General features: G+C 37.6%; 22 protein-coding genes. 13 read left to right on the top strand and 9 right to left on the bottom strand.

The features are described 5' to 3' along the window. The first annotated feature begins 8 nt into the window (after positions 1 to 8). Together BMW79_RS21580 and BMW79_RS21575 are read left to right on the top strand one after the other, a co-directional pair. Positions 9 to 1,391 (top strand): RagB/SusD family nutrient uptake outer membrane protein, encoded by a 1,383-nt coding sequence (locus BMW79_RS21580; protein WP_089897997.1) that lies wholly within the window; start codon positions 9 to 11, stop codon positions 1,389 to 1,391. Between the two features lie 208 nt (positions 1,392 to 1,599). Further along, on the top strand, positions 1,600 to 3,072 hold the full coding sequence (locus BMW79_RS21575; RefSeq protein ID WP_089897994.1) for a peroxiredoxin family protein: 1,473 nt from the start codon (positions 1,600 to 1,602) through the stop codon (positions 3,070 to 3,072). A gap of 120 nt (positions 3,073 to 3,192) precedes the next feature. On the opposite strand, the gene BMW79_RS21570 is transcribed toward BMW79_RS21575, so the two are convergent. The 8 genes from BMW79_RS21570 to BMW79_RS21530 form a co-directional block, all read right to left on the bottom strand. Continuing rightward, a complete protein-coding gene (locus BMW79_RS21570; RefSeq protein ID WP_089897992.1) occupies positions 3,193 to 3,468 on the bottom strand; it encodes a hypothetical protein in 276 nt (91 codons plus the stop codon). A gap of 156 nt (positions 3,469 to 3,624) precedes the next feature. Continuing rightward, positions 3,625 to 3,900, bottom strand: coding sequence for a hypothetical protein (locus BMW79_RS21565; RefSeq protein ID WP_089897990.1), 276 nt, complete (start codon positions 3,898 to 3,900; stop codon positions 3,625 to 3,627). A 241-nt stretch (positions 3,901 to 4,141) separates the two neighbouring features. Then, positions 4,142 to 4,615, bottom strand: coding sequence for a MauE/DoxX family redox-associated membrane protein (locus BMW79_RS21560; protein ID WP_089897988.1), 474 nt, complete (start codon positions 4,613 to 4,615; stop codon positions 4,142 to 4,144). Next, positions 4,605 to 6,020: a serine/threonine protein kinase gene (locus tag BMW79_RS21555; protein WP_089897986.1), complete on the bottom strand. Its 1,416-nt coding sequence runs from the start codon at positions 6,018 to 6,020 to the stop codon at positions 4,605 to 4,607. The genes BMW79_RS21560 and BMW79_RS21555 overlap by 11 nt, the downstream gene beginning before the upstream one ends. Positions 6,021 to 7,159: 1,139 nt before the next feature. After that, positions 7,160 to 8,275: a metallophosphoesterase gene (locus tag BMW79_RS21540; protein ID WP_089897980.1), complete on the bottom strand. Its 1,116-nt coding sequence runs from the start codon at positions 8,273 to 8,275 to the stop codon at positions 7,160 to 7,162. After that, positions 8,275 to 8,814: a cellulase family glycosylhydrolase gene (locus BMW79_RS34130; RefSeq protein ID WP_407641647.1), complete on the bottom strand. Its 540-nt coding sequence runs from the start codon at positions 8,812 to 8,814 to the stop codon at positions 8,275 to 8,277. Before BMW79_RS34130 ends, BMW79_RS21540 begins: the two co-directional genes overlap by 1 nt. Then, complete coding sequence (locus tag BMW79_RS34125; protein ID WP_218150402.1) at positions 8,808 to 9,320, bottom strand: hypothetical protein; 513 nt, start codon at positions 9,318 to 9,320, stop codon at positions 8,808 to 8,810. The genes BMW79_RS34130 and BMW79_RS34125 overlap by 7 nt, the downstream gene beginning before the upstream one ends. 109 nt (positions 9,321 to 9,429) lie before the next feature. Continuing rightward, the gene (locus BMW79_RS21530) at positions 9,430 to 10,395 is read right to left on the bottom strand and encodes a hypothetical protein (protein ID WP_143059244.1); all 966 of its coding nucleotides are present in this window, start codon (positions 10,393 to 10,395) and stop codon (positions 9,430 to 9,432) included. Positions 10,396 to 11,348: 953 nt separating this feature from the next. Between BMW79_RS21530 and BMW79_RS21525 the strand changes: the two genes are divergently transcribed. The 8 genes from BMW79_RS21525 to BMW79_RS21475 all read left to right on the top strand — a co-directional run bounded on the left by BMW79_RS21525 (position 11,349) and on the right by BMW79_RS21475 (position 19,488). Beyond that, positions 11,349 to 11,966, top strand: coding sequence for a hypothetical protein (locus tag BMW79_RS21525; RefSeq protein WP_089897976.1), 618 nt, complete (start codon positions 11,349 to 11,351; stop codon positions 11,964 to 11,966). 409 nt (positions 11,967 to 12,375) lie between these two features. Further along, on the top strand, positions 12,376 to 13,440 hold the full coding sequence (locus BMW79_RS21520) for a TMF family protein (protein ID WP_089897974.1): 1,065 nt from the start codon (positions 12,376 to 12,378) through the stop codon (positions 13,438 to 13,440). Between the two features lie 143 nt (positions 13,441 to 13,583). Then, positions 13,584 to 13,976 (top strand): hypothetical protein, encoded by a 393-nt coding sequence (locus BMW79_RS21515; RefSeq protein ID WP_089897972.1) that lies wholly within the window; start codon positions 13,584 to 13,586, stop codon positions 13,974 to 13,976. Positions 13,977 to 14,074: 98 nt separating this feature from the next. Beyond that, a complete protein-coding gene (locus BMW79_RS21510; RefSeq protein ID WP_089897970.1) occupies positions 14,075 to 14,638 on the top strand; it encodes a hypothetical protein in 564 nt (187 codons plus the stop codon). Between the two features lie 430 nt (positions 14,639 to 15,068). Beyond that, the gene (locus BMW79_RS21500) at positions 15,069 to 15,659 is read left to right on the top strand and encodes a hypothetical protein (RefSeq protein ID WP_089897965.1); all 591 of its coding nucleotides are present in this window, start codon (positions 15,069 to 15,071) and stop codon (positions 15,657 to 15,659) included. A gap of 28 nt (positions 15,660 to 15,687) precedes the next feature. Continuing rightward, positions 15,688 to 16,512: an RHS repeat-associated core domain-containing protein gene (locus BMW79_RS21495; protein ID WP_089897963.1), complete on the top strand. Its 825-nt coding sequence runs from the start codon at positions 15,688 to 15,690 to the stop codon at positions 16,510 to 16,512. Positions 16,513 to 18,371: 1,859 nt separating this feature from the next. Continuing rightward, positions 18,372 to 18,764, top strand: coding sequence for a hypothetical protein (locus tag BMW79_RS21480; RefSeq protein ID WP_143059243.1), 393 nt, complete (start codon positions 18,372 to 18,374; stop codon positions 18,762 to 18,764). A 184-nt stretch (positions 18,765 to 18,948) separates the two neighbouring features. Next, positions 18,949 to 19,488: a hypothetical protein gene (locus BMW79_RS21475; RefSeq protein ID WP_089897953.1), complete on the top strand. Its 540-nt coding sequence runs from the start codon at positions 18,949 to 18,951 to the stop codon at positions 19,486 to 19,488. Between the two features lie 428 nt (positions 19,489 to 19,916). Here BMW79_RS21475 and BMW79_RS21470 read toward each other — a convergent pair whose 3' ends face one another. Further along, positions 19,917 to 20,324: a hypothetical protein gene (locus BMW79_RS21470; RefSeq protein WP_089897951.1), complete on the bottom strand. Its 408-nt coding sequence runs from the start codon at positions 20,322 to 20,324 to the stop codon at positions 19,917 to 19,919. 1,099 nt (positions 20,325 to 21,423) lie between these two features. On the opposite strand from BMW79_RS21470, the gene BMW79_RS21465 reads away from it, so the two are divergent. The 3 genes from BMW79_RS21465 to BMW79_RS21455 are packed head-to-tail and all read left to right on the top strand — an operon-like array spanning position 21,424 to position 22,595. Further along, positions 21,424 to 21,687 (top strand): hypothetical protein, encoded by a 264-nt coding sequence (locus BMW79_RS21465; RefSeq protein WP_143059242.1) that lies wholly within the window; start codon positions 21,424 to 21,426, stop codon positions 21,685 to 21,687. A 55-nt stretch (positions 21,688 to 21,742) separates the two neighbouring features. Continuing rightward, on the top strand, positions 21,743 to 22,375 hold the full coding sequence (locus tag BMW79_RS21460; protein WP_089897947.1) for a hypothetical protein: 633 nt from the start codon (positions 21,743 to 21,745) through the stop codon (positions 22,373 to 22,375). 13 nt (positions 22,376 to 22,388) lie between these two features. After that, entirely contained in the window at positions 22,389 to 22,595 is a 207-nt protein-coding gene (locus BMW79_RS21455; RefSeq protein ID WP_089897945.1) for a hypothetical protein, read from the top strand. The last annotated feature ends 4 nt before the right edge of the window (positions 22,596 to 22,599 follow it).

Below are 22,599 nucleotides of genomic sequence, written 5' to 3'. Positions count from 1 at the left end.
CCGGCTTTATGTTAATACAAAAAATGTTCCTCACCACCTTTTTTATTTTGGTATGTTGCTGCTGTTCCAAAAGTGCTTTTTTAGATAAAAAACCCAATACCAACATTGTCATCCCATCAACCTTAGATGATATGACACAACTATTAGACAATCAAGATGTCTTTAGTTTTTGTACACCGGCGTCAGGTATCATGTCAGCGGACGAATATTATTACCCTACACAGGAAAGTTTTGATGCTGTTTTTTCGAAAACAGAGAAAAACTGCTTTACATGGAATAAAGATATTTATGGTGGTGAGAAGGAAATTCCAGAATGGAATGCTCCGTATAAAGCCATTTTCTATAGCAATGTTGTATTGGAGGGATGGGAAAAATTAAGTAATGGTGAAAAAGAAAGTGAAAAAGGTGCCTACGTTAAGGCCTGGGCACTGTTTAATAGAAGTTATAATTACTTTAACCTGGTTCAGGCTTTCGCGTTACCATACGATCAGGCAACGGCTAGTAGTGATTTGGGAGTTCCACTAAAGCTTACAGCTGATATAAATGATGTACAAAAACGAGCCACTGTTCAGGAAACGTACGATCGTATAATTTCTGATTTAGAAGCATCTATCAAATTATTTACCATCGCAATTTCAAGTAAAAATTTGAATAGGCCTTCAAGATCGGCAGGCTTTGCTCTCTTGGCAAGAGTATATAATTATATGAGGAATTATGATAAATCTCTACAGGCTGCTGATAGTTCGCTATCAATTTATAGTACTTTAATCGATTATAATACACTTGATCCGGAAGCATACGAGCCTTTTACAAATTATAATACTGAATTGGTTTATTATTCTATTACCAATACAACTTACCAGGCGGTAACAGTGAATTCAGGTAGTTCAACAATTGACACTGCTTTGGTAGGACTGTATGATCAAAATGATCTTCGTAAAGCTATCTTTTTTAACGTTGATAAAGAAAATTATTCCATGAGAAGTGGGTATAACGGAATAGGTGGCTACCCGTTTACAGGCCTTGCTGTGGATGAGGTTTATTTATTAAAGGCAGAGGGGCAGGCAAGGGCTGGTTCATTGGACGCGGCAAAATCAACACTCAATTCTTTGTTGATTAACCGGTATAAAACTGGCACGTATAAACCCATGACAGGTACATCAAAAACAGAAATTTTAAATGCCATAGTGAGTGAAAGACGTAAGGAATTAATTTGGAGGGGATTAAGATGGTCTGATATAAAGAGATTAAATAAGGAAGGAGCAAATATTACTTTGAAAAGAGTAATTGGGTCTACCGTTTTTACGCTGGCACCAAACGACCCAAGGTATGTTATGCCAATTCCAGATGATGAGATTTCTTTGAGCCATATACAGCAGAATCTACGCTAGATATTTGATAAGCACAAAAAGATCACATACAAAGCGCTTGTAGGGTTTAAATATTTTGTTGCCCTCATCAATGCCCTTAGGAGGGGCGTGGATGAAAATATCTGAGTTCCCCTCCTGGAGTTCGCCAATATTTGGGCCGATCCGGAGAGCCAGATCAATTTTATTCATATACCCAAAACAAACGATAACCTAACAACTAATTTTTATTATGAAGACAATATGGCTTTATTTTTTTCTCTTTTTGTCCTGCATATTTACAGTAGGTGAATCTGCAGCAAAAGATATTCAAATTAGCATTAGAAATTATGATTCAACGATAGTTGGACAACCTATTCAGATCGACTTTTTTAACAGAGTTTCACTTGTGGGCAACTGGCCTATTTCCGAAACTAAGGGGGGAGAAATTGGGGTTATTAATAAAACTAGTGTTATCAACTTTTCTGGAAGAGAAGGATATCTTAGGTTTAATGTGCCGAATATATATATGCATAACTTTGATGGGTATCCAATATTTGTAAAGGAAGGTGATGATGTGATTATGACTCTTCGGAATGGAATAGTGAATTTTGAAGGGCCACAGGCTGCTCGGTACAATTGCCAGATTAAACTATTGAAAACTCATTTTACTTCACGGGTATTTAATATGAAAGGCAACATTGATAGTGCTTATTTGGGTATAATTATGGAGGATTATGATCTATATAAAAGTAAATTATTACGGATACTTAATCAGTTTAAAAATAGAATTGATAGTCATGACTTTGATATAATTCAGCGCAATGTGATTTGGGAGATCGAGCTTATGCGTATATCATTCATAAGAAATTCAGCAATGATGAGTCCTTCTGATGATGAGAAGATAATATGTTTTAAGTTTTTGAAAAGTTTTTTAAGAAGTGGATTTCTAAAGATGCCTGATAAAGTGGATTTGTTTTCTTATTCCTTTTATGATTATTTATTAAAAAAGGAGATGTTGCTGGCGGAAATAAGTGGATTTGAAAGTGGAACTGGTGCCCATTTTGAAACTCTTTATTCTAACATCGTTAATAATTATGTTGGTGTATTGAAAGATAGGGTTCTTGCTGGTTCTATTTTAGGATTTGTTCCGTTTAGAGATACCACTGATTTTTATAGAGATAAAGCACTGAAAGTGATTTTAGATCCGTTTAGTAAAGATATTTTGACTAGAAGCCAGATTGTTTTTGGTGCTGGCATGCCGGCATTTGAGTTCAGATTACAGGATACCACAGGTCACTTTTTTTCATTGTCAGATTTTCGAGGGAAAATAGTAGTAGTAGACTTTTTCTTTAAGGGATGCACGGGATGCGCGCATCTTGCTACCGGAATGGATGAGGTTGTGCCAAGGTTCAAAGGCGATTCCAATATTGTTTTTATTTCAATTAGCGTAGATAAGACAATGAGCACTTTTAAAAGCTCTGTGAGAAGTGGTATTTATACCAATCCTGTTAGTATCAACTTATATACAAATGGAAAAGGAGAGGACCATGAAATAGTTAAATACTATGCAATTAGTGGTTATCCTTTCTTAATGGTTATTGACAGTGAGGGAAAGATAATGGATTGCAATCCGCCATATCCTAATTTCGGAGAAGGGTTTACTCAAAAGTTTATTGATATACTTAATTCATCACTGAAAAAATTGGAACTCAGCAAATCTTAGCTATCCAGTAAGATTTTATAACAATAATATATTCCGATGCAATTTGCCAATCCGGTATTATTGTTTGGGTAAATCAATGGAAACCTAGTGAGCAATTTGCTCACTAGGTTATTGGAATGATTAGATATACAGCTTGTTACCGCCGGTTGCTGTTGCACCTGCAGCAGTTAAGGTAGCTTTGGTAGTACTGTTACCAAGGTCTATCGTTGTTGTGTAACTGCAAGGGAGACTTGCATTTTGAGAACATTTGCTTGAAACATAAGTGCCAGCTAACTTTTGGTATACGTTAGGGGCAGTCTGTACGTATCTGAAAGTTACGCGACTGGTAGAAGCAATGGCAGATGATAAACCAACAAAGGCTGCAGCAGCCACGAGAACAAATTTTACGCTTTTCATTTTTTTGTGTTTTAAATGGTTAAGAGAAATTGAATTTTTGATACTTGCAAGTATAATTTGAAATGGATTAATTCATAACTTAGTTGATATGAAGCCATTAACTTTGTTAATGGTAAATTATTAACCCATTATATTTTCGCAGTTTTTAAGTTATTGTTAAATATATAGTTTATTGCCTCCATATCCTCTTGCTCCAGCTGCTGTAAGCGTTGCTTTTGTTACAGTCATTCCCAGGTCAACTCCAACTGTGTATTCGCAGGGCGATATCGCATTATAAGTACATTTGGATTGATTATATGCGCCAAGGAGCTTTATATAATAATTAGGGGAAATCTGGACGTATGTAAAAGTTACCCGACTCTCTAATGCAATCGCGGATGATAAACCAATGAAAGCGGAGATAAATACAAGCAATAATTTTTTGTAGTTCATATTTTTGGTATTAGCAGATTTAATAATTTGCCTGACAAGAATTCGTCTTAAGAATTTTGCTGGTATTTTGATACATACCTATTTGTCTCAGGTAACAATAACCGAAGAGGGTTTTGGGAGTCTATTGTTGTATTGTGATGAGTTGAATATTTCGATTTTTATATAATTTAGTTAACATGTCTTCCGTTGAATTCATGTCCGGTGAAGAATCCTGCAATTAAAAGCTCCGGAAATTATATGCTTAATGCAGAGATATTTGTTCACCTGAATAGCCGAGATTTTGCTTTTTATTATCGTTTTTATCAATTTGATAATCCAGGTATATAGCAACTACACTGATGATCACAAAAAACATATTAAATACCAGATGCTGTTGCCAGGAAAATGAACTGATTACTCCACCGCAACTACAAGGAATTCTTCCATAGTAATTCAGATTAACTAAAACTACATAACCGGTAAAACTTATTAAAAGCGCTGTAGTTAAAAATAATCCCACTCTTCTTAATTTAGCAATGGCAAGAAGAATTACAGCGATAATTTCAGAAAAGGGGACTGCATAAATTAAGAAATTTTGGAGCCATGGTAATAACGGTTGGGCTTTCATTGCCAAACTATGTTCTTCAAACTTCATTAGTTTGATTGAGGCAGTGTATACAAATAGTATGACTAGCATAGCAATGCATAGTTCCTGAAGAATTTTTTTAGTTTTCATATGGATGAACGTTTATTTGACCTGTTTTGATTTTCCCGTCCTTGAGATCCTCTACATACTTTTTTATTTCAGATTTCAAAGCAAGCATGTTCGGACGAATAGAAGGATCAGGGTTTAATAGTCTATGAATCAACGTAGTGATAAGTATCGAGTCAGAATACTTATTGATTTTTTCTAGGACTTCCGGGTACTCCTTTGGAATTAGCGTGGAGGGATGTTCACCCACAATTAGATACGCAAGCAATGCACCTAAACTGTACATGTCGACTTTTTCTGTCGGTCTGTCTAAGTTAGATTGCTCCGGCGCCACGTAACCTAATGTTCCCAATAGGAAAGGTATTTCTGGCTCATTTGTTTCCAGATTGAAGCTTAATTCGAAATCAATCACACTGACTTTATCCTCTGAGTTAACTATAAAGTTGTGGTCCTGGATATCTCTATGGATATAGCCAAGTTCATGTAGCTTAGTAACAATTGATAAAATTTGGATATAATAGTCTAAGATTTTTAGCTTAATTATTGTGGAAAGATAGATCCATGATACTCCATCCTTCAATTCGGCTACTTTATGTGGTAATAGCTTTCCTTTTAAATTTTCAATAACCAGATAATGATTTTCTTTTTCTGTGAAATAGTCCAGGTATCTCGCAGTAGGTACATGACTACCTATTTGAGAAAGAACCTTTTTTTGCCACATAAATCGATCTTTAATATCGCGCCCTGCAAAATCCTCAAAGACACTAAATCTTCCTTCTTTGATTACCACTTCTTTAATTTTTAATCCCTTCAGGCTATAAGCCAGGAATACGTCTCCTTTTGGGCCGGGGCGTAATACTTTGTCCTTCAAATACAGCCAGCCGTACCATTTTTTATTTTTAGGTTTGCTGTATTTTCTTTTTATAATGAAAGGTATGCTTGCTTTTGTGGGCACTTCAAGTGATAATAACGTCGTATTCTCCTGTTCAATTTGCTCGATTGACGTAGTTGCCCAATGTCCGTATATATTTTTACTTATTCGAAGGGAGTTTTGTACTTCTGCTCCTAAATAGTCTTCGGTTAACGGTTCAATTGCCTTTACCATTTCTACTGCCTGTTCCGTGGATTGGGTATAAATTGTAATAAATTTCCCAATATCATCGAAATCCAATTCACCTGTATTCAAGGCATAGGCGTGCTGATCGTCTTTAATTAACCGAAAAGGAACGTTAAAACCCTTTATTACTGGCATTAACCGTTTTAATATATCTGCGACCATTGGAATTTTCACTGAGATATATAAAACCCAATTATGTTGAAGATTTGATGTGCCGTGAATCAGCCAATGCTCTCCCTCGTCATAGTCAAGTTCGAGGCGGTCTAGCAAAGAAGAATATACCCGGTAAACAATATCATTTTTCGAAAACATAGATTGATGCTATTGAGCTTTGATTATTACTGGCTTCGACTTGTATTTAATATGTATATCCTTTTTGACAACTAGCCTTTGCTTTGGCTTTAATTAATTCTTCCTCACTGGCCCAAAATCCAATGTTTTTAAATGACTCGTAATACAATGGATGACTTCCCCCAGGAGCAGATTTGCCTCTATATTTATTATTTGTAAGAAGATATGCATTAGCCGGTCTGTCATATGAATAAAGATATCGTTCACATTTTGACGTGTCCTGCCTGTCTATACTAGAAGTGTATAGCAAAAGCATTAGCAAATAATTCATTCCAAAAAAAATTGTTGGCTGTTTAATGAGAATCGTTTGTCAGCAACTACACGATACAACATCTTTTAGTTGAGCAATATCTTGCCACTATGTTCTAGATGTAGCATTTTTTTTGTGAGCTTGGCGTACCTCCTGCGGCATCCAATGCTCCCTTGGTTGTAGTTGGGCCCAAATCAGTAGTTATTGTGTAATAACAGGGGTTGGCGCTGGGATTCGAGCACCTGGAAGCGTCAAACGGGCCAGTGAGTTTAACATACGGGTTACATTTGTTGACATATATGTATGTAACTCTATTTGCTTCTGAGAAGGCTTTTGAGAAGCCGAGAAATGCGCTGCAAAGCAGCATAATCACTTTAAACCATTTCATAAATGTATGTTTTCGGGCTGTCGTGTTTTTCAAGGTGTTACTTTACGGGTTTCTGGTTTCCCTTTCGGTTATTTTGAGTTTTTTTGTTGGCATTAATTAATGCTATTCGGTTCAGACATTCCCAATAGTTTGATGTAGCCATCACTTTTATTTGCATAAAAGTAGACTACGCTGTTACTTTTAGTATAATACTCAAGATAACCCAGTAGGCGCGCACTTACAAGCATGGCAATTTTGAACCACTTCATATGGGAAATTTGGCGGTGAACTTTATAATATGTTCTCTTGAAGGTTTCCTTTTTCTTTTTAGTTATTTTGAGTTTCTCTGTCGGCGTTTCCCGATGATGTAAAACTAAAAAAGATCACTGCAATTTATTCTCAGTTGAAAAAGAAATAGTGATTTTTTTTCGATTTATAAAGAGGAGAGGAAGGTGTCAGTTTCAATTACTGAAGCTTCGCTGGTTATAACACATCACTGTCCTTAATGATATCATTTCCCTTTTTGTACCGGAGTTTTTTTTCTATTCCTTTGTCGTTAATAATATACCATCTGTTATGCTTAAACAAGGCTCCGGAGCATTTTCCACTATGCGCATCAACATCAATTCCCAGTACTTTGCCCCGGTAGTACAGTGCAATATTCCGGTCCAGGATAGTGTGTCCTACGATGATTCTTTTGCATTGATAATAGTTCAGACTGAGGTCAACGTCTGTGAGGGTAGCTCTGGGTGCCATAAAATATCCCCTGTACCAGAAGGGCGAGTCTTTGCCGAAGAATACTTTCATTGTATCCGGTAGCGACTTTTTGGGCGTGGCTAGAAATGGCCTGCATTTTTCGTTGATTTCAGGGACGGATAAATGCAGTTTGAGAATTTCGGGGGATAATCCGGCGTGCATGAACAGCTGATCGCCTATTCGCTCCATCACATTCTTTGTCCGAAGCCATCTGCCCAATTCAGTATTTTCATCATAAAGCCGCATATAGTCGACTCCCATAAGCTGTGCACTTTCCTTGTATTTTGGTAATACATACCGGAGATCTCCGCTAAGATTCATGATATCATGGTTTCCTAAAATCGTATGTACGTAACCACCTTTGGATGTTGCATCCTGTTCAAGCTTATAGAGCAACCACAAATACTCCGTTACATGTGACCCGCGATCAAAAAGATCTCCATCAATGACCAGCTGCCCCTTGCCGTAGATCCAATTATACTGTGAGTCTACTACCTTATTCGCAAGCAGGAGCGCCCTGAACACCTCAAACTCTCCTTCAATATCGGAGATCACCAATAGTTTATCATCTGGCTTTTTCCATTCCGACGGCTCAATGTCCAGCTGGCCTTTTATAGCTACAACGAAATTCCAGTCCGGATGGTCTTTAAAGGTGATTTCGACATTATCGGGATTGGCAAATGTGACTACCTGGTTATCCCGGATGGTTTTTAAAATGGGTTTTCCTGTTTCGTAGAAGAGGTAGGGGCCATCATTTATAGCTACCTGGCTCTGAGCTGCTGCGTGCATGATGGGTAGCAATTGTGCGCACAGGACAGTTAATGCTTTCTGTATACCGTTCATTACCTGGCGGTTAATTCTTTAATCAATGCGGTTTCTTTAGGGGCAAAAGGGCTGCCGTCCTTTTTGAATATGTCGTGGTACCATACGGCAGGTTCCGGCTCGCCGCCCTTGTTACCCTGTGGATAGTTAGTTTGCGTTTTGCCGGCTACCAGCCCCCAGTTGATAGCGCTTACGTTTTCCCTTTTCAGGATAGGCGTTATCGCCTCAAATGTGCTCTGGTTAACCCGTTTCATGTATTCGGAGCAGATCAGGGGTTTGCCCCGAAGTTGGAGGCTGTCAATCGCCTCCTGCATAGATATGCTATCCCTATAATTGTGAAAGCTGATCACATCTGAATTCTCGATCTGGAATTTGTTGAAAGCCGTAAAATCCTTGTTCCAGACGCCAATAGTAATGGGTTGCCGGAGTTTGACTGATCTGGCCCATGTTACCACGTTTTTGAGTAATGGCCAGCTTTTTTCGCCGTGTCCGAAGTGTCCGGGTTCATTATACAGATCCCATACAGCCACACGCTGATCTTTCCGGTAGGTTTTTAAAATGTCTTTAACGTAGCTAGTGTGTCCATTAGCTGGGGCATTGAGTCGATCCGGCTGCCAGGATCTTTCAGCCAGCCACTGTTATGGACACCGGGCACAGGTGGCGGTTGGGTACCACCCTGGTATTTGTCCTTCCAGCAGTCATCGAAAAAAACGAACATTGTTTTGATGTGGTGCTTGTCAGCGATCTTTAGGTATTCATTAATCCGTTTTTTAAATCCTTTGGGGTCCTGTATCCAGGCAACATGGTGTAAATATACCCGCATGATGTTAAAACCTATGCTCTCTGCATAGCCAAGTTCCCGATCGATGGTTGGAAGGTCGAAAGTTTCCGTTTGCCACATTTCCAGCTGGTTCACAGCCGTAGAAGGTATAAAGTTGGCGCCGATCAGCCATCCCTGTTTTTTATACCAGGCATCAGCCTTTTCTTTTGGCCAGCTGTTCTGACTGTTTGCTGATAAAAAAGGGATTACAAAAACAATCCATAGTAGCCGGTTAATTATTTTCATCGTGGTGCTGGTGTTTGGTAAATGATATTTGCCTTCTCTTCTTACCCGATCTGCGCTTCATCCGGCAAATATCATTCATCCTGGCTAAACAGTGTTATCCATTTTCCAGCTATTTTTCATTCAGGTCTAATTTTTCCATCAACACACCGGAAAAAATGATCAGTATGACCATAGGAAAGGCCATATACCTGAATACGATAGGAGAGGCCAGGATCCCAAATGCTGCGTTTGCGATCAATAAACAGGTGAACAGCAAAATTCCGAGCTTTAGGGATTGTGAGGTGGTTTTAAGTTTACCAGTTCTGATCACACCTATCAGTGTTATCAGGTATAAAAAGTTCAGGCCGCCAAATAGCACCGGGAATAGACCTAAAATTACTTTTTGAACAGTTGCTGAACCTACTCTCACATTGCTACTGGGATAATCAAACCAATACCCGGCAATGGAAGAAACTTTGTTACTGCCTAAATTGTACACCTCGAGTTTTTCTAAAGGGGGGACCCAGTAATTCCCAAAATTCGGAAAGATGAAATGACGTGTGAAGGAGAAGGGATAACCGCTGATCAGGAAAGATCCGTAGGCTGAATATATGGGAGAGACCGATCCCCAGGATTGTATGCCACCTGTACTGTCTTCCTTGTTGCCCATTCTTTCTGCCAGGTATACTTTCAGTGGTGCTCTTTGGTCCCGGAGATAAAAGGCCCCATCTGCAGGGCTCAGGCTTTTCATTTGATCACCCGCTTTCTCAAAAAATTTAATTACTGTTTGATGGAATCCTGCACACTGCGCTGGTGGTGCATCGTGCAGCTCAATAAAAGGGTACATGTATAGTGCGTTATTGGCCAGCTGCCAGCCACCGAAAACGGAAAACTCCTTTGTTCCGGTATATTTCTGCGTTTCGTTCCTGGTATAGGAGATGAACAGGGCCACCAGGAGTACTGGTAATAGTATTCCCGTTGCCTTATAGGCCAGTTTTTTACTTGTTAACAGGTAGGCAATGGCACTTATAACCGGGTAGAAAACGGCATTATAGCGCACGGTAAAGGCGATCACTATCAGTAGGGAATGTAGCATCATTAGCAGTATGGTAGGCCTGTGCATGATCCTGATGAGTTGTCCTGCCCATAGGAGGCTTAAGGCCAAAAACAGCCCGTCACTGGAGATATAGTTACTCAGGTATAGGCTCAGGGGGTTGAGCATGAGGATATAATACACAACCAGCTTTACAGTCTTTCCAGGCTGGTAGTAGTAAAATACCGTAAACAGCAAGTATAGTGTCGCCCCCTGTATCAAGAGGTATTGAAATACAACCAGTGCAGTATCAGAATGGGTTATATGGTGAAAGAGCCAGATAAATTTCGTGTACCCAATTGGCCATAGGTTTACGTTCAGGCCAGTGATAGCGGCATAAATATAACTGTAGGAATCTGAAAAAAAATCCGCAAAAGGATAGAAGAGTTTGAATACGGTGATTTGTGTAATCATTAGGATTAGCCCTATCCAAATATGTTTTTGAATAACTTTATCCTTGTAAATTTCCGGTATTAGACGCTGAGGGATAATTGGCATTTTGTTGTATTTTAACAGATGATGATGCTTAGGCTAAACAGGTGTTTTTATTCACAATCGTTCAATACCCCTTTTTCATCGGATAGTAGTGGTCCGCCAATTATTGATAGAGTTGTGACTTCTGTATAAATGTAATTTCCGGAACTGAAATTAGATCGCAGTTGGTTAACATATTCAATCAAGGAATCTTGATCCGCAAATAGGAAGGTGGAACCAGATAGATCCGAAGATTGAAAATATGGAGGCCTGGTCGACATATGCGTCTAACTATGATAACCTGATCAGGTATAATGATTTTTTAGGAGATGTGCCAGAAGATTTTTACAATGAACTGAAGGAAGGTTCCATTTTATCTATAATAAAACAGGTGTGCTAGCGACTATGCCTATCATAATCAGATAAGATTTATTGATCCAGACGGAATGGGACCCACGGACATACCGTAAAAGCCTTAAAATATGAAGATGTTTTTTATATTGATTTTTTTTGCTGCTATGCATAGCCTGCAGGCACAACAACAAGTTTCGTTTAAGAAGATAGATTCTTTAGTTGTTAAATGGAATCAGGCAACGATAGCTTCCCTGGAAAGGCAAAAAGTTATGTCAAAAGACGATAATGTAAAGGATTATTACAATCAGCGGCTACTTGCGTTTAAAATGCTTGTTGGTAATGAAGATACTGGACGGTCAAATGATATTTCCTTAAGGGGCCTTTTTTGCAATAAATTAATTACAAAGAATAGGAGGAAGGATTTTTTCATTATAGAGAATAATATTACAGGCGCTAAAAATATCTACAGGATCCTACTGATTTATAAAGAAAATTCTACTTGCTACTTTGTAGAATTATATACTTATTTACTTGAAGGTTGGTATCAGAATAAAGTAATTAAGATCACATCTCACAGGCTTCGAGAGCCATTAAGTAATCTTCTTGTAAATTTGAAAAAAGGTTTTAATAAAGATGATGTAATAATAAGTCATTTTGTGTATGATATGAATGATATGATAAAGATAACTTCTGAGTATTATTTGCATACTACACTATCTTGGGATAGTGGGATAAAACAGCTTTAGATGCTTATGATAGCAGTAATTAATGACTCGTTTGATGATGAGAAAGGAAGAGGCTCATTATTATCCGTTTGGACTGACGATGAGTGGGATATCTTCAAATGGGTTCAAATGAAGAAATAGCGTCAGGTTTTTAAATTATCTAGTGTTTAGAGGTAGATTCAACTTAATCGTGCTGTATCTGTATGTTGGTAATGCACTTCCACAGAAACTATCAGGTAAATTTAAACCACCACAAAAAATATATTTGATCTATTTTGAATGATGCTGTCAAAGAAAATACAGACGCTCTCTCAAAAACGGTATAAACATATAAAATCGAGGTTCTGAAGTGGCCTCGATTTTTTAGTGTTAACCAATATATAGTTAAAAAAATAAATTACTTTTAAAGCCAGAAATTTTTAAGATACCTATGAAAAAATGTTTGTTTACCATCGCCCTCGGTTTTATAATTGCAGGCGTTCATGCGCAGGATTTGCAAACCGTAACTACAAATGGGAATAAGACTACCAACCGTCTCGTATTGGGTCCCCTGGATGATGGGTTTAGTAAGCTTCAGGTGGCAGGAGGCATATCTTTAAACGCTGGCCTGAGTAATGCCAGCAATCGCCCTGCTCTTGCCAGTGGTACGTCATTTGATATCCGGGGACAGAGTAATACTTCCTATTATGCGGATGACGGCTTTTTGAGGCTGAGTGCTGGTGGCGGCCTCAATGCCAATATGAAGTCATATATCGATCTGAGTGGCTATTCGACCGTACCTGACATGTATATGAATATAGTTTTTGGAACCTATGGAACAGAACGTATGCGTATTAACTCAACAGGTAATGTTGGTATTGGTGTTCCCAATCCCTCTCAAAAGCTGGAAGTAAATGGAATGATAGTGAGTAGTGTCACAAATGCTGATATCGGAGGTGTTATTTCCCTGCTGAACCCGGCTAAAACAGCAGTTGGAGCAGCCAGCCGCTGGAGTATCTTCAATATGTCCGGTACTTATGGTAACAGTCTGCAATTCTGGGCATATGACAATCAGGGGTGTGGCGGTGGATTGTGCAATCCAAGGCTCACTTTAATGGATAACGGAAATGTGGGGATCGGCACATCAAAGCCTCAGTCATTATTGTCAGTAGCAGGAACAGTTACGGCTCAGAAGGTGAAAGTAACGTTAACCGGTTGGGCTGATTATGTATTTGATCCGGGGTATGTGCTGCCTTCATTATCTGAATTAGAAAGGTATATTGCCGGTAATAAACACCTTCCCGATATACCTGCTGAAGCTGAAATTATCAAAGAAGGTTTGGATATGGGGGAGATGCAACAAAAGCAAATGCAGAAAATTGAGGAATTGACCCTGTACCTGATTGCTCAGAACAAGAAATTGGAAAAGCAGCAGCAATTGATATTAAAGCAGGAGCAACTGTTATCGCAGCTTAATGACCGGCTAAAAGCGTTGGAAGGAAAGTCATCTAAGTAAAGTGAGGTCGGGGCTGATCTTGTATGTTTGGATAGCGGGATGTTATTTAGCATATTTATTTAATTACTCAGTAATTGGGTTAGCGATAAAGGAACCTGGTGCCGAATAGAAATAGAAAAGTTAGGTCATTAAAGGATTAGTATATGCTACAATTTTATAAGTATATTATTTACAGACTTTACAGCTCAGCGCTGGATAAGAGATCACTTTATCCAGTCTTGGATGTTATATGGACGATCGCGTTTGTACATATGACTCAGATAGCTACTATCTATGCTTTGCTGCTCTGGCTAATACCGGGTGTGCCTTTATTTACAGAAACTAAAGGAGTCGTTTTTGTTTTTTGTCTTTGTATGCTTGTAGGTCACTATTTTATCTTTTATAACAAGGAAAAGTGGAATGGTATTATGGAAGAATTTAAAGATGAAGCACCTGGGAAAAAAATAAAAGGCCGCTGGCGTGTTTCCATATACATATTTGGCTGGCCAATTCTTTGCTTCATTGTAATACTGCTTGCTAGTCTTGCAAATACGTAATTACATTTATCTGATCCGGGAGTTGCTGGCGGTACTACAATGCGTCATCATTTCATGAAAAAATGGTTTAGAAATAAACGGGCTAAATAAGTAGAAACATGAAAGGGACTAATTATATCTCAGAAAAATATAGAAAGTATTTATTAGAGATCATATTTGCAGAACAGAAGTATTACACAGTCTTTGGTGCAGATCTTTCAGATAAGGAAACAGATAAGTTATTGGTTGATGTAGATGGTAATATACTTCTCTTCTCTATGCCGGCGGATTTGTTATCTTTAATTCTAAAGAGTAGTTCTTTTTTTGATAATAGCGTATTGCAAGAGTGGGCTGGAGAAATTAATGGTATTAAAGAACCATATACTGTAATCAGTTTCGACGTTTTAACAAAGAATATTTTTGATTTAAGTGATGTTGAATTGTTTAAATCTATTTATGATACATTGGGAATTGTGAAGGATTATTCAGTTCAAATCGGTGATGAAAGATTACGTACTCTTTTGGATGATGACATTTTATTACAATTTAAAGGTGACCTCGCCGGTTATTTTACCTGGTCTGAAAGTACGTCTTTTAAAATATCGGTAAACGTTGATGTTTTGTTTTTTTCTTTAAAAGAAGTTTATAAAAGATTAAAGGAGAAATTAAGCTTTTATCAATAGATCAATCATAAACTCAAATATTGTAAGGTTTTTCTGATTGACGACAAATGGAGTGTATTTTAATGAGGATGACAAAGGTAACGTAACGGCAGCTCACTCGGCAGTTGTTACAAAAGTTGATGAGAACGGAAATACGACTTAAGTGCAAAGTAAATGGGGGCAGGATGGTGTTTATACCCATCATCCACGAGACGTTCCCGCGGGTTATAACTCTCCTGGATCCAATCCAACATTTGAATCAAATGGGAAGACTTATGAAGCCAGAGTGTATTTTAGATATGATCCAGCAAAAGCATTTCGAAATGATCCAATTACACAGAAAGCGATGAAGCCGGCATCTGACAATACAAGGCATATAATTGATAGAGCTCCAGCGATACAAACTATAAAAACACCAACTTATACGATTAAACCAATTAAATAGTTGACTATGCGAATCATACTAGGCTACCTGCTATTTGTAATTTTAATAAGCTGTCAAGGGCGCCCAGATAGTAAATATAGAAAGGTAATCGCGGACACGTCTGATCATCGCGTTAAAGGATCTATTTTGGCCTTGTTGGATAGTTTAGAATATTCATATGTTAAGAATGTAGAAAATTCGGAGGACACCAGTCTATTGAAGTTTTATAAAAAGTCACCGATTGATTTTAGATTTGATAGCATAAGATACTATGCTGCAGAATCATCATTTTTTAAAACTGACAGTGCTATTATTGAGCAACTTTTGCAGTTTTCAGGTGATTCATCAAGATGTGCATGGATATATTCTCCGGATCCACATTCGTCAAATGTGAGGAAGTGGGAGTTTGGTTTTAGTAATGAAGATGGGGCCAAAGTGCTTATATATGCATATATTATGAGTGCTTGCGGTAGTGAGAAAAGAATACCACGAAGTCCAAGTGCTATTGAATATATAATTAATAAAATCGATTTAAAAGTTTTTTCACATTGGTTTAAATCTAATTATTTCTTGAATCGTTATCAGCTTTGTGAGAAATTCAAGCATGAGATGTTATAGCATAGGATGTATATTGTAACCGGAGGAGATGCATTATTACCCGTTTGGGCTGACGATGGCGGGGATAAGTTCGAATGCGTTGAAGGGAGTGAATTATCCGGAAAATAGGTTAAAGTATAATGGAAAGGAGTTGCAGTCCAAAGAGTTCGGAGATGGTTCGGGATTGGAGTGGTATGATTATGGGTCGAGGATGTATGATCAACAGATAGGAAGATGGCATGTGGTTGATCCATTAAGTGACTCAATGAGAAGATTTTCACCCTATAACTATGCATTTGATAACCCACTCCGATTTATTGATCGTGATGGACGAGCCCCGACGGACTGGGTTCGGTATGTAAATGAAAGTGGACAGATAAGCGTTACGTGGGATAAGTCTGTGACGGATCAAAAAAGTGCTGTTGCATTATATGGAAAAGAAGCTAAAGACTTGGGCCAACAAAGTATTTGGTATTCAAATACCAATGGAAGCCAAACGTGGGCTTTAGGTAAAGGAGGAAAGTTTCATGAGTTGCAGTCAAATTCTACGATTTCGGCTGTATCTACTGTTGCTGATGTAACATCAAACACAATTGTTCCTGTAGCTGAAGCTGGATTTAGTACAGCGGGTAGGATTCTTTCGGGAGCAGGCGCGACAGCCGCAGAGTTAAGTGATGTAGCGATGGCATCAAAAGTGGCGGGTATTGCAGGAAAAGTTCTAGGGGCTGCTGGAATTGGTTTAACTGTACTTGATGCCGCAACAAGTGAGAGAGGCTTTACAACTAAGCATGCTATTGACTTGACCATGGGGCTGTTGGATTTGTTCCAGGGGCAGGCACAGCGATCGGAATTGCATGGTTCGCTGGGAATATAATATCTACTGCTACAACAGGTAGAAGTATATCTGAAAATATTCAAAAGGCTATAGATGAGCGTAATCAATAAAAGTATCTGATGTATAAGTGGATTTTTGTGAGTACATATAAATATTATTCAAAATTCAGAAATGAAACTCCTAGGTTTAGTGCTGCTGCGGTAGTTACCGTAAGTCAATTTACATGTGTGGTTTTAATATTGACACTCTTAAAACGGTACATGATATGGGATTTTACCAGATATGTACCAAGCAAATTTGTTGCACTACCAATTATGTTTGGATGGATGGCAATTATATATAGATATTATTCGAAAGAAAGAATAAGCAGTTTATCAAAGACCTTTGATGAATTACCAAGATGGAAACGAATTTTTTGGGGTGTTATGAGTGTAGTATTCTTTGTATTACCCTTGATTTTGTTTGCATTTGCCGCAAGCAAACCATAACGCTCGGTTTTGAATGTATAAAGTAAATGACAAAGATGGGTATAATAGAAGGTATTAGGTTAGCTTATATTTAGCCATAAAGCTACTGTTAAAGGAACTTAATGATCGGCTAAAAGCGTTGGAAGGAAAACAATAAGTAAAGTGAGGTCAGGACAGATCTTGTATATTTGGGTAGCGGGATGCATATTTAGCATATTTAATGATTCAGTAATTGGGTTAACATAACGTTTAGCGATAATGGACCCTTATATGGAAAACCAGAAAAATAAGAAATGAAGTGAGCTGTAAGATATTTATCTGTATAATGTTTATCCTTATTCTTCCGGTTATTCTGATTGCTCAGAATGTAAGGTTATGAAATACATATTCATTATTTATTGAATGGAATAGGAGCGCGATTCAGTCTATAGAAAATCAGTTAAATGCAGCTCCAAATGGTTTGCTAAAGGTGCTTTATTTGAATCAGGATTCAGCATTTTAAAACTATATAGAGATTGAAAATGTAGCGACGGTTAATCTTAGATCAATACGTTATTTTTTCTTACGCGCCCTTAACTCTTACTATCACAATTGTGATGGCAAAGTTTACGTTGTGGAGGCAAATGAATTCGGAGATAAGGTTCGGATCTGTAACTATGTATTGTCTTCAAACACCGCAGTTAATAGTGTAAGTATTGTAAGATTTTTTTGATTGACAACAAATAGATTAAAGATGTCACATTGAAGAGGCTCATTGCTATCCGTTTTGATTGACCATATCCGGGATTGGTTCTAATGCATTGAGAGAGCGAAGTATCCGGAGAGCAGAATGGAGTATAATGGGAAGCCGTTTTAGAATAACGAACTTTATCAAACACTGATTTGCCGAGTTGAAACAATTTAATATATGAAGAAGGTGGGCCAGGTACCTATCCCAGATGAAAAGGCACTCCTGCCACCGTCATATCTGCTGATACAGGAGATCCTGCTAATAAGTCGCTTTTATCGGATGCAGAAGGATACCATTTCGTTGTGCCAAAACTAATTAGATGCTTGACTATTATGGCCACTTGTACAACCGGTTGTTTTATTCCCTTAGTGAGTGCCCGTAATTTTGATAATAGAGATACTGTATTGATTTCTTATGCTGCGCTGCAAAGAGAAGTTTTGCCATTTAAACGCATAAGCGGTCCACATTTTAAAATGGTTGGTATTAAAAATATCAGACCTTATTCCGATATACCCAATTCGTTGAGCATATTGGAAGAGAAAAGCATGCCTTTAAAAATCCGGTTGTATAAGTATTCGATTAATTGGTTTGAAGAGAAAGGACTGATAGAACAAGAATCAATAACGATATGTAATAAAAAAAAGTATAATCTTGATTCGTTATTTCGCTAGCCTGTTGGCGAAAAGCCCTTGAGGCTGGATGTGACTGCCATGTATAAATTTGAATATGGTAAACGAAAGTATATAACTGTTCAATTTGAAAAAGCGGACCTTAACGGCACATCTCCACAAGGATGGTATATCTTGTTATGTGATGTCACGAAAAAAAATGAGGTCGGGATATATCCGCTTATTACATTGAATAACGATGATGGAAGCTTTCAGCCTCCCTTTTGTATCGGGGATTTTAATAAAGATGGTAATCTGGAATTTGCGCAATGGGAACGAACGGCAGGAGATGATACAATACTGAGCTATCTTCTGCGAGATGGAGAATGTATGAAACAACCCTATTTTATTAAGCTATTTGAGGAAAGTCGAGGCGTCTACTATATTAATAATGAAATTTCAAAATGGTATTTTCCTATTAAATAGAAAATGATATTGTTGTTTCGGCAAATTTCAGACACATTATTATCCGTTTGGATTGGCGATGGAACTTACTCCTGAATTGCCTGTAGAATAGGGCTAATTCGATAATAGCATCTTTAGATTATTGGGATCATTATATTACCAGGAATAGAAGAAGAGCCAAGGTCTGATATTGAAAAGTAAATTTATGAAATCATACTTAATAGCGATTATTTTATTGGGATGTATCGGTTCAATAGCAAATGATACATGTACTAAACTGTGGAGCGTGGGTACAACTCATAAGAAAACAGAATATGATTTTGTAGATGCGTTCTCGGCACCCAATTTGAGTTTGGCAGATTCGATATGCGTGGAAAAATGTTTTCTTGATTCAGCCATTAATAGTCTTTCTGATAGCATCAACAATCAATCATTTATCGTGAACAAAATCGTGTTTAAAAAAGCGGTTTCCAGAAACTACTTTTTCCTAAACGATAGTATAGATGTACACAAAATTTATTGGAACAAAGAAAATACTGAGTACGGCGATTTCTCAAGTTTTATTCTCTATACAAAGAAGTACGGAGTAATTTATAAATTTTTCAGGAAAAAAGGAAAGGACTTCTTTAGATGGAGATTATTAAGTATAAAGTACAACGGTAATAAAGCAATTTCCCTCAATGCCTTTACAAATACCTTGTTAAATGATACGATACTTTTTGATAGGGCTCCCTTGATACCTTGACAATTCCCCACTGCAGAAAGAGGCGCATTATTATCTGTTTGGACTGACGATGGCGGGGATTTCATCTGATCCACTGGAGTGAAGCAATTGTCCGGAGAATGGGATGAAGTATAACGGGAAGGAATTGCAAAGTAGGGAGTTTGGGAATACTAGTGGACTGGAATGGTAATTTAAATAAGTATGTGAGTGAAAGATCATCCGGAGAGGTTATAGCCTTTTTTGACTTTATAACAAAGGATGCTAATAGACTGGATTATTCAAGATTCCTGATTTTTTATCAAGAACATAAAATTGGCGTTTTGGAATTGCATCATAAAACTAATCGGAATACTTTTTTGGAGATGGCTAGTCAAATAACAGCATCTTTAGCGTATTTGAGATAGATATGACAATGTAAGAATTATAGATAGATAGATTATTGGGCTTATTTAGATATCTCCCAGGAAAATAGCATCTTTATTTTCGGGGTCATACGCTACTTCTTCATCATATCCATCACTTTTACAAATATGATTTGGCTTATAAGACTTAGGATATAATGTATAAATATTAGGAATAGCCCTGGTTACTTCCTGCGCCTCTCTGGCATCATCAAAGAAATATTCTGCAAAGCCGTAATCATATCCGGTCTTTCCATAAAAAATATACATGATATTGTTTTTTCCCAATGTAATTCTAATCCACTTATCCAAATTTTCAAATTCCATAAAGCCACCTTCAAGGATAACTGAATTATCGTATTTAGATAGCATTTCTTTTCTCTCTGTGTTGTCATCTGGCTCAAGTTCTGAAATATTATATTCCAAAAGCATTTCCTGAAAGGACTTAATTCTCATAGCTATTGATATTTTGCTAGAACTGATATTACGAAAATTCCACCGGCCCATAAATCATTTCAAAGTTCAGATTCTTTAATATAACCGCACGCGATTACACTATCGAACAATTGGTAGCTTTGCGTTAAATAGCATTCCATTGTTTATACTCAAGCTATCCCGGTCACCTTCGTTCCAGGTTTTACCGGAATATACTGCATCAAAATCTCTTTTACCTATTCGTGTAATGGTATATTCTACTGTAGATACGGAGCCTGTAACGGCAAATCCATCCTTAATTTTCATTCCATATCTCCCATCATCCCAAAACAGAAAAGTTGGAGCAGTGCAAGTACAATTGACATATAGGAATTGCGCATAGCTACAGGATAAGAATAGTAAGGAGCTTAATTTTCAGCCAAAGTTACATAGAATTTGTAAAACAAAATCGAGTGCCCTGGGCCATCTTTTATTGTAAAATCATTTCTAATGAGGGTCATTATTTCAAAAAATGCAGTAGCAAACCCGATATGGCGTATGAATGGCAAGTGATGCCATATCCCTGAGCGCCGAGGCTTTTTATGAGTCAAATGAGCCTAAGGAGAAATGACAAAGCTCCTTCTGTTGAAAATATGCTCACCGATCGGTGCATGCTTTTAATGGCAGTGGGGCAACATATGAAGGCGCGTATGGATTAACCAGTGCGAATCAACAGACCCTGTTCAATAGCATTTTTTAGCAATGACTACCGGTGACTGAAAGAGAAAGAATCTATCAAGTCAATCCTGACAGGCAGAAAACACATCTTAATTTTGTATTGTTCGACGATCATTTTAAATTAGCGACGGACAATAGTGGAATAAATTATTTACCTTTTCGTTCTAAGCAAAACAAACTGTTGACCGTTCGATGTTAGTCGAGGAGAGCGTGGGGGATACTTAATTGCCCCAAATCCAATCAAACAAGTAAGGGCGATTTCAGCGTATTAGTCAATATTATGAATATTCTACTTTTGTATTTTATAATGCGGTTCAATCCGGCATCTCAGCATGCATTGTACGCTCATACGGCAACTGAATGTTCCGTATGGTATACTACGACAAAGAAATGGAACCTGAATTTGAAGGAGCATGGAACATTTAGCCTCAAGTTTAGTAAGGAAGATACCCGTTACAGGAAAAGAACAGAATCAGATTTTTTAGGTACCTGGGTAAACAGGAATGATACTATCCTGTTAACAGTATATGCCCCTTTGCCCAATGAATATGGGTTTAAAAATGCCGCTTATATTTTATCAAAGGATACCCTTAAATCGCTAATGATTGGTAATATCTGTTTGCCTGCATTATTAGAGCCTGTTAAAACAGTTAGTGGAATTGATTAATCCAGATAGCGTTTATAGATGTAAATAAGCAGCAGGCATTAAAAAAAAGTATTGGATGGAACTGATTATAATGACTAAAAGATTTTTTTGTATAGTGTTTGTGTTTCTATTATTATCTGAAATTACGTTCGCCCAGGTGAAATGTATTTCTGTAGATAAGGTAGCGTGTCGACATTATGCAGATCAAATGGATGGATATAAGTTAGTAATATCTGTAAATTTGGGAGATACCATTATAAAAACACCAACAGATTTTTATGATCTTGATGCGGTTCTTAAGCTTTCAGATAGCATAAAACTCGTCATTGTTGAAATGCTTTTGAAGTTTAAAGGAGATACCTCATTGTGCTGTAGAAAGGTGAATAAATTTTTTAATGAAGGGATAGAGCGGACATGTGTCGGAAAGCCTAAGACGCAATATTATAATATGCAAATTGATGCTTTATATATGATAAATAAGATAGTTCATCCGGAGGGCATCAGCATGTATTCATGTTTTCCTGTAGTAATAGACTGGAAAAGTAAAAAAGAGATCAATGATTGTATAGATTTTATTATTGATTATTATAGTGTTTATGAGAAATGTCTGAGGGTGGCCCGTAAAACCGGGCGTATTCAAGACTCCTTCCACTTTAATACAAAAAAATACGCCTGGTACGGAGCAGTGGAGGAAACGATTTCGAATTAACCGGAGGAGAAATATGATGATCCATTTGGGTTCACCTATTGGAGGAGACGCATTACTCAGGCCTGATGCCGCAAATGAAAACGTATCTCAAAATGGTACTGGTGCGGATTCGGTTTTAACCTTTACTTCTAACCAAACTCAGACTGAAAAACAATCTGAATATGTTGTATTAGGTCAAGAATTGGTTACCTCTCTTCTAATGATGGAGGGCTATGACTAAAATC

It is taken from the genome of Chitinophaga arvensicola (genome assembly GCF_900110835.1).
In the GTDB taxonomy this organism is placed as follows: domain Bacteria; phylum Bacteroidota; class Bacteroidia; order Chitinophagales; family Chitinophagaceae; genus Chitinophaga; species Chitinophaga arvensicola.
The sequence above is the reverse complement of the archived record's forward strand: the minus strand, read 5'-3'. Positions and strand labels throughout refer to the sequence as shown.

Coding starts and splice junctions, on each gene's coding strand:
- BMW79_RS21580 (WP_089897997.1), top strand. CDS start 9: ATGTTAATACAAAAAATGTTCCTCACCACCTTTTTTATTTTGGTATGT.
- BMW79_RS21575 (WP_089897994.1), top strand. CDS start 1,600: ATGAAGACAATATGGCTTTATTTTTTTCTCTTTTTGTCCTGCATATTT.
- BMW79_RS21570 (WP_089897992.1), bottom strand. CDS start 3,468: ATGAAAAGCGTAAAATTTGTTCTCGTGGCTGCTGCAGCCTTTGTTGGT.
- BMW79_RS21565 (WP_089897990.1), bottom strand. CDS start 3,900: ATGAACTACAAAAAATTATTGCTTGTATTTATCTCCGCTTTCATTGGT.
- BMW79_RS21560 (WP_089897988.1), bottom strand. CDS start 4,615: ATGAAAACTAAAAAAATTCTTCAGGAACTATGCATTGCTATGCTAGTC.
- BMW79_RS21555 (WP_089897986.1), bottom strand. CDS start 6,020: ATGTTTTCGAAAAATGATATTGTTTACCGGGTATATTCTTCTTTGCTA.
- BMW79_RS21540 (WP_089897980.1), bottom strand. CDS start 8,275: ATGAACGGTATACAGAAAGCATTAACTGTCCTGTGCGCACAATTGCTA.
- BMW79_RS34125 (WP_218150402.1), bottom strand. CDS start 9,320: ATGAAAATAATTAACCGGCTACTATGGATTGTTTTTGTAATCCCTTTT.
- BMW79_RS21530 (WP_143059244.1), bottom strand. CDS start 10,395: ATGCTACATTCCCTACTGATAGTGATCGCCTTTACCGTGCGCTATAAT.
- BMW79_RS21525 (WP_089897976.1), top strand. CDS start 11,349: ATGAAGATGTTTTTTATATTGATTTTTTTTGCTGCTATGCATAGCCTG.
- BMW79_RS21520 (WP_089897974.1), top strand. CDS start 12,376: ATGAAAAAATGTTTGTTTACCATCGCCCTCGGTTTTATAATTGCAGGC.
- BMW79_RS21515 (WP_089897972.1), top strand. CDS start 13,584: ATGCTACAATTTTATAAGTATATTATTTACAGACTTTACAGCTCAGCG.
- BMW79_RS21510 (WP_089897970.1), top strand. CDS start 14,075: ATGAAAGGGACTAATTATATCTCAGAAAAATATAGAAAGTATTTATTA.
- BMW79_RS21500 (WP_089897965.1), top strand. CDS start 15,069: ATGCGAATCATACTAGGCTACCTGCTATTTGTAATTTTAATAAGCTGT.
- BMW79_RS21495 (WP_089897963.1), top strand. CDS start 15,688: ATGCATTATTACCCGTTTGGGCTGACGATGGCGGGGATAAGTTCGAAT.
- BMW79_RS21475 (WP_089897953.1), top strand. CDS start 18,949: ATGAAATCATACTTAATAGCGATTATTTTATTGGGATGTATCGGTTCA.
- BMW79_RS21470 (WP_089897951.1), bottom strand. CDS start 20,324: ATGAGAATTAAGTCCTTTCAGGAAATGCTTTTGGAATATAATATTTCA.
- BMW79_RS21460 (WP_089897947.1), top strand. CDS start 21,743: ATGGAACTGATTATAATGACTAAAAGATTTTTTTGTATAGTGTTTGTG.
- BMW79_RS21455 (WP_089897945.1), top strand. CDS start 22,389: ATGATGATCCATTTGGGTTCACCTATTGGAGGAGACGCATTACTCAGG.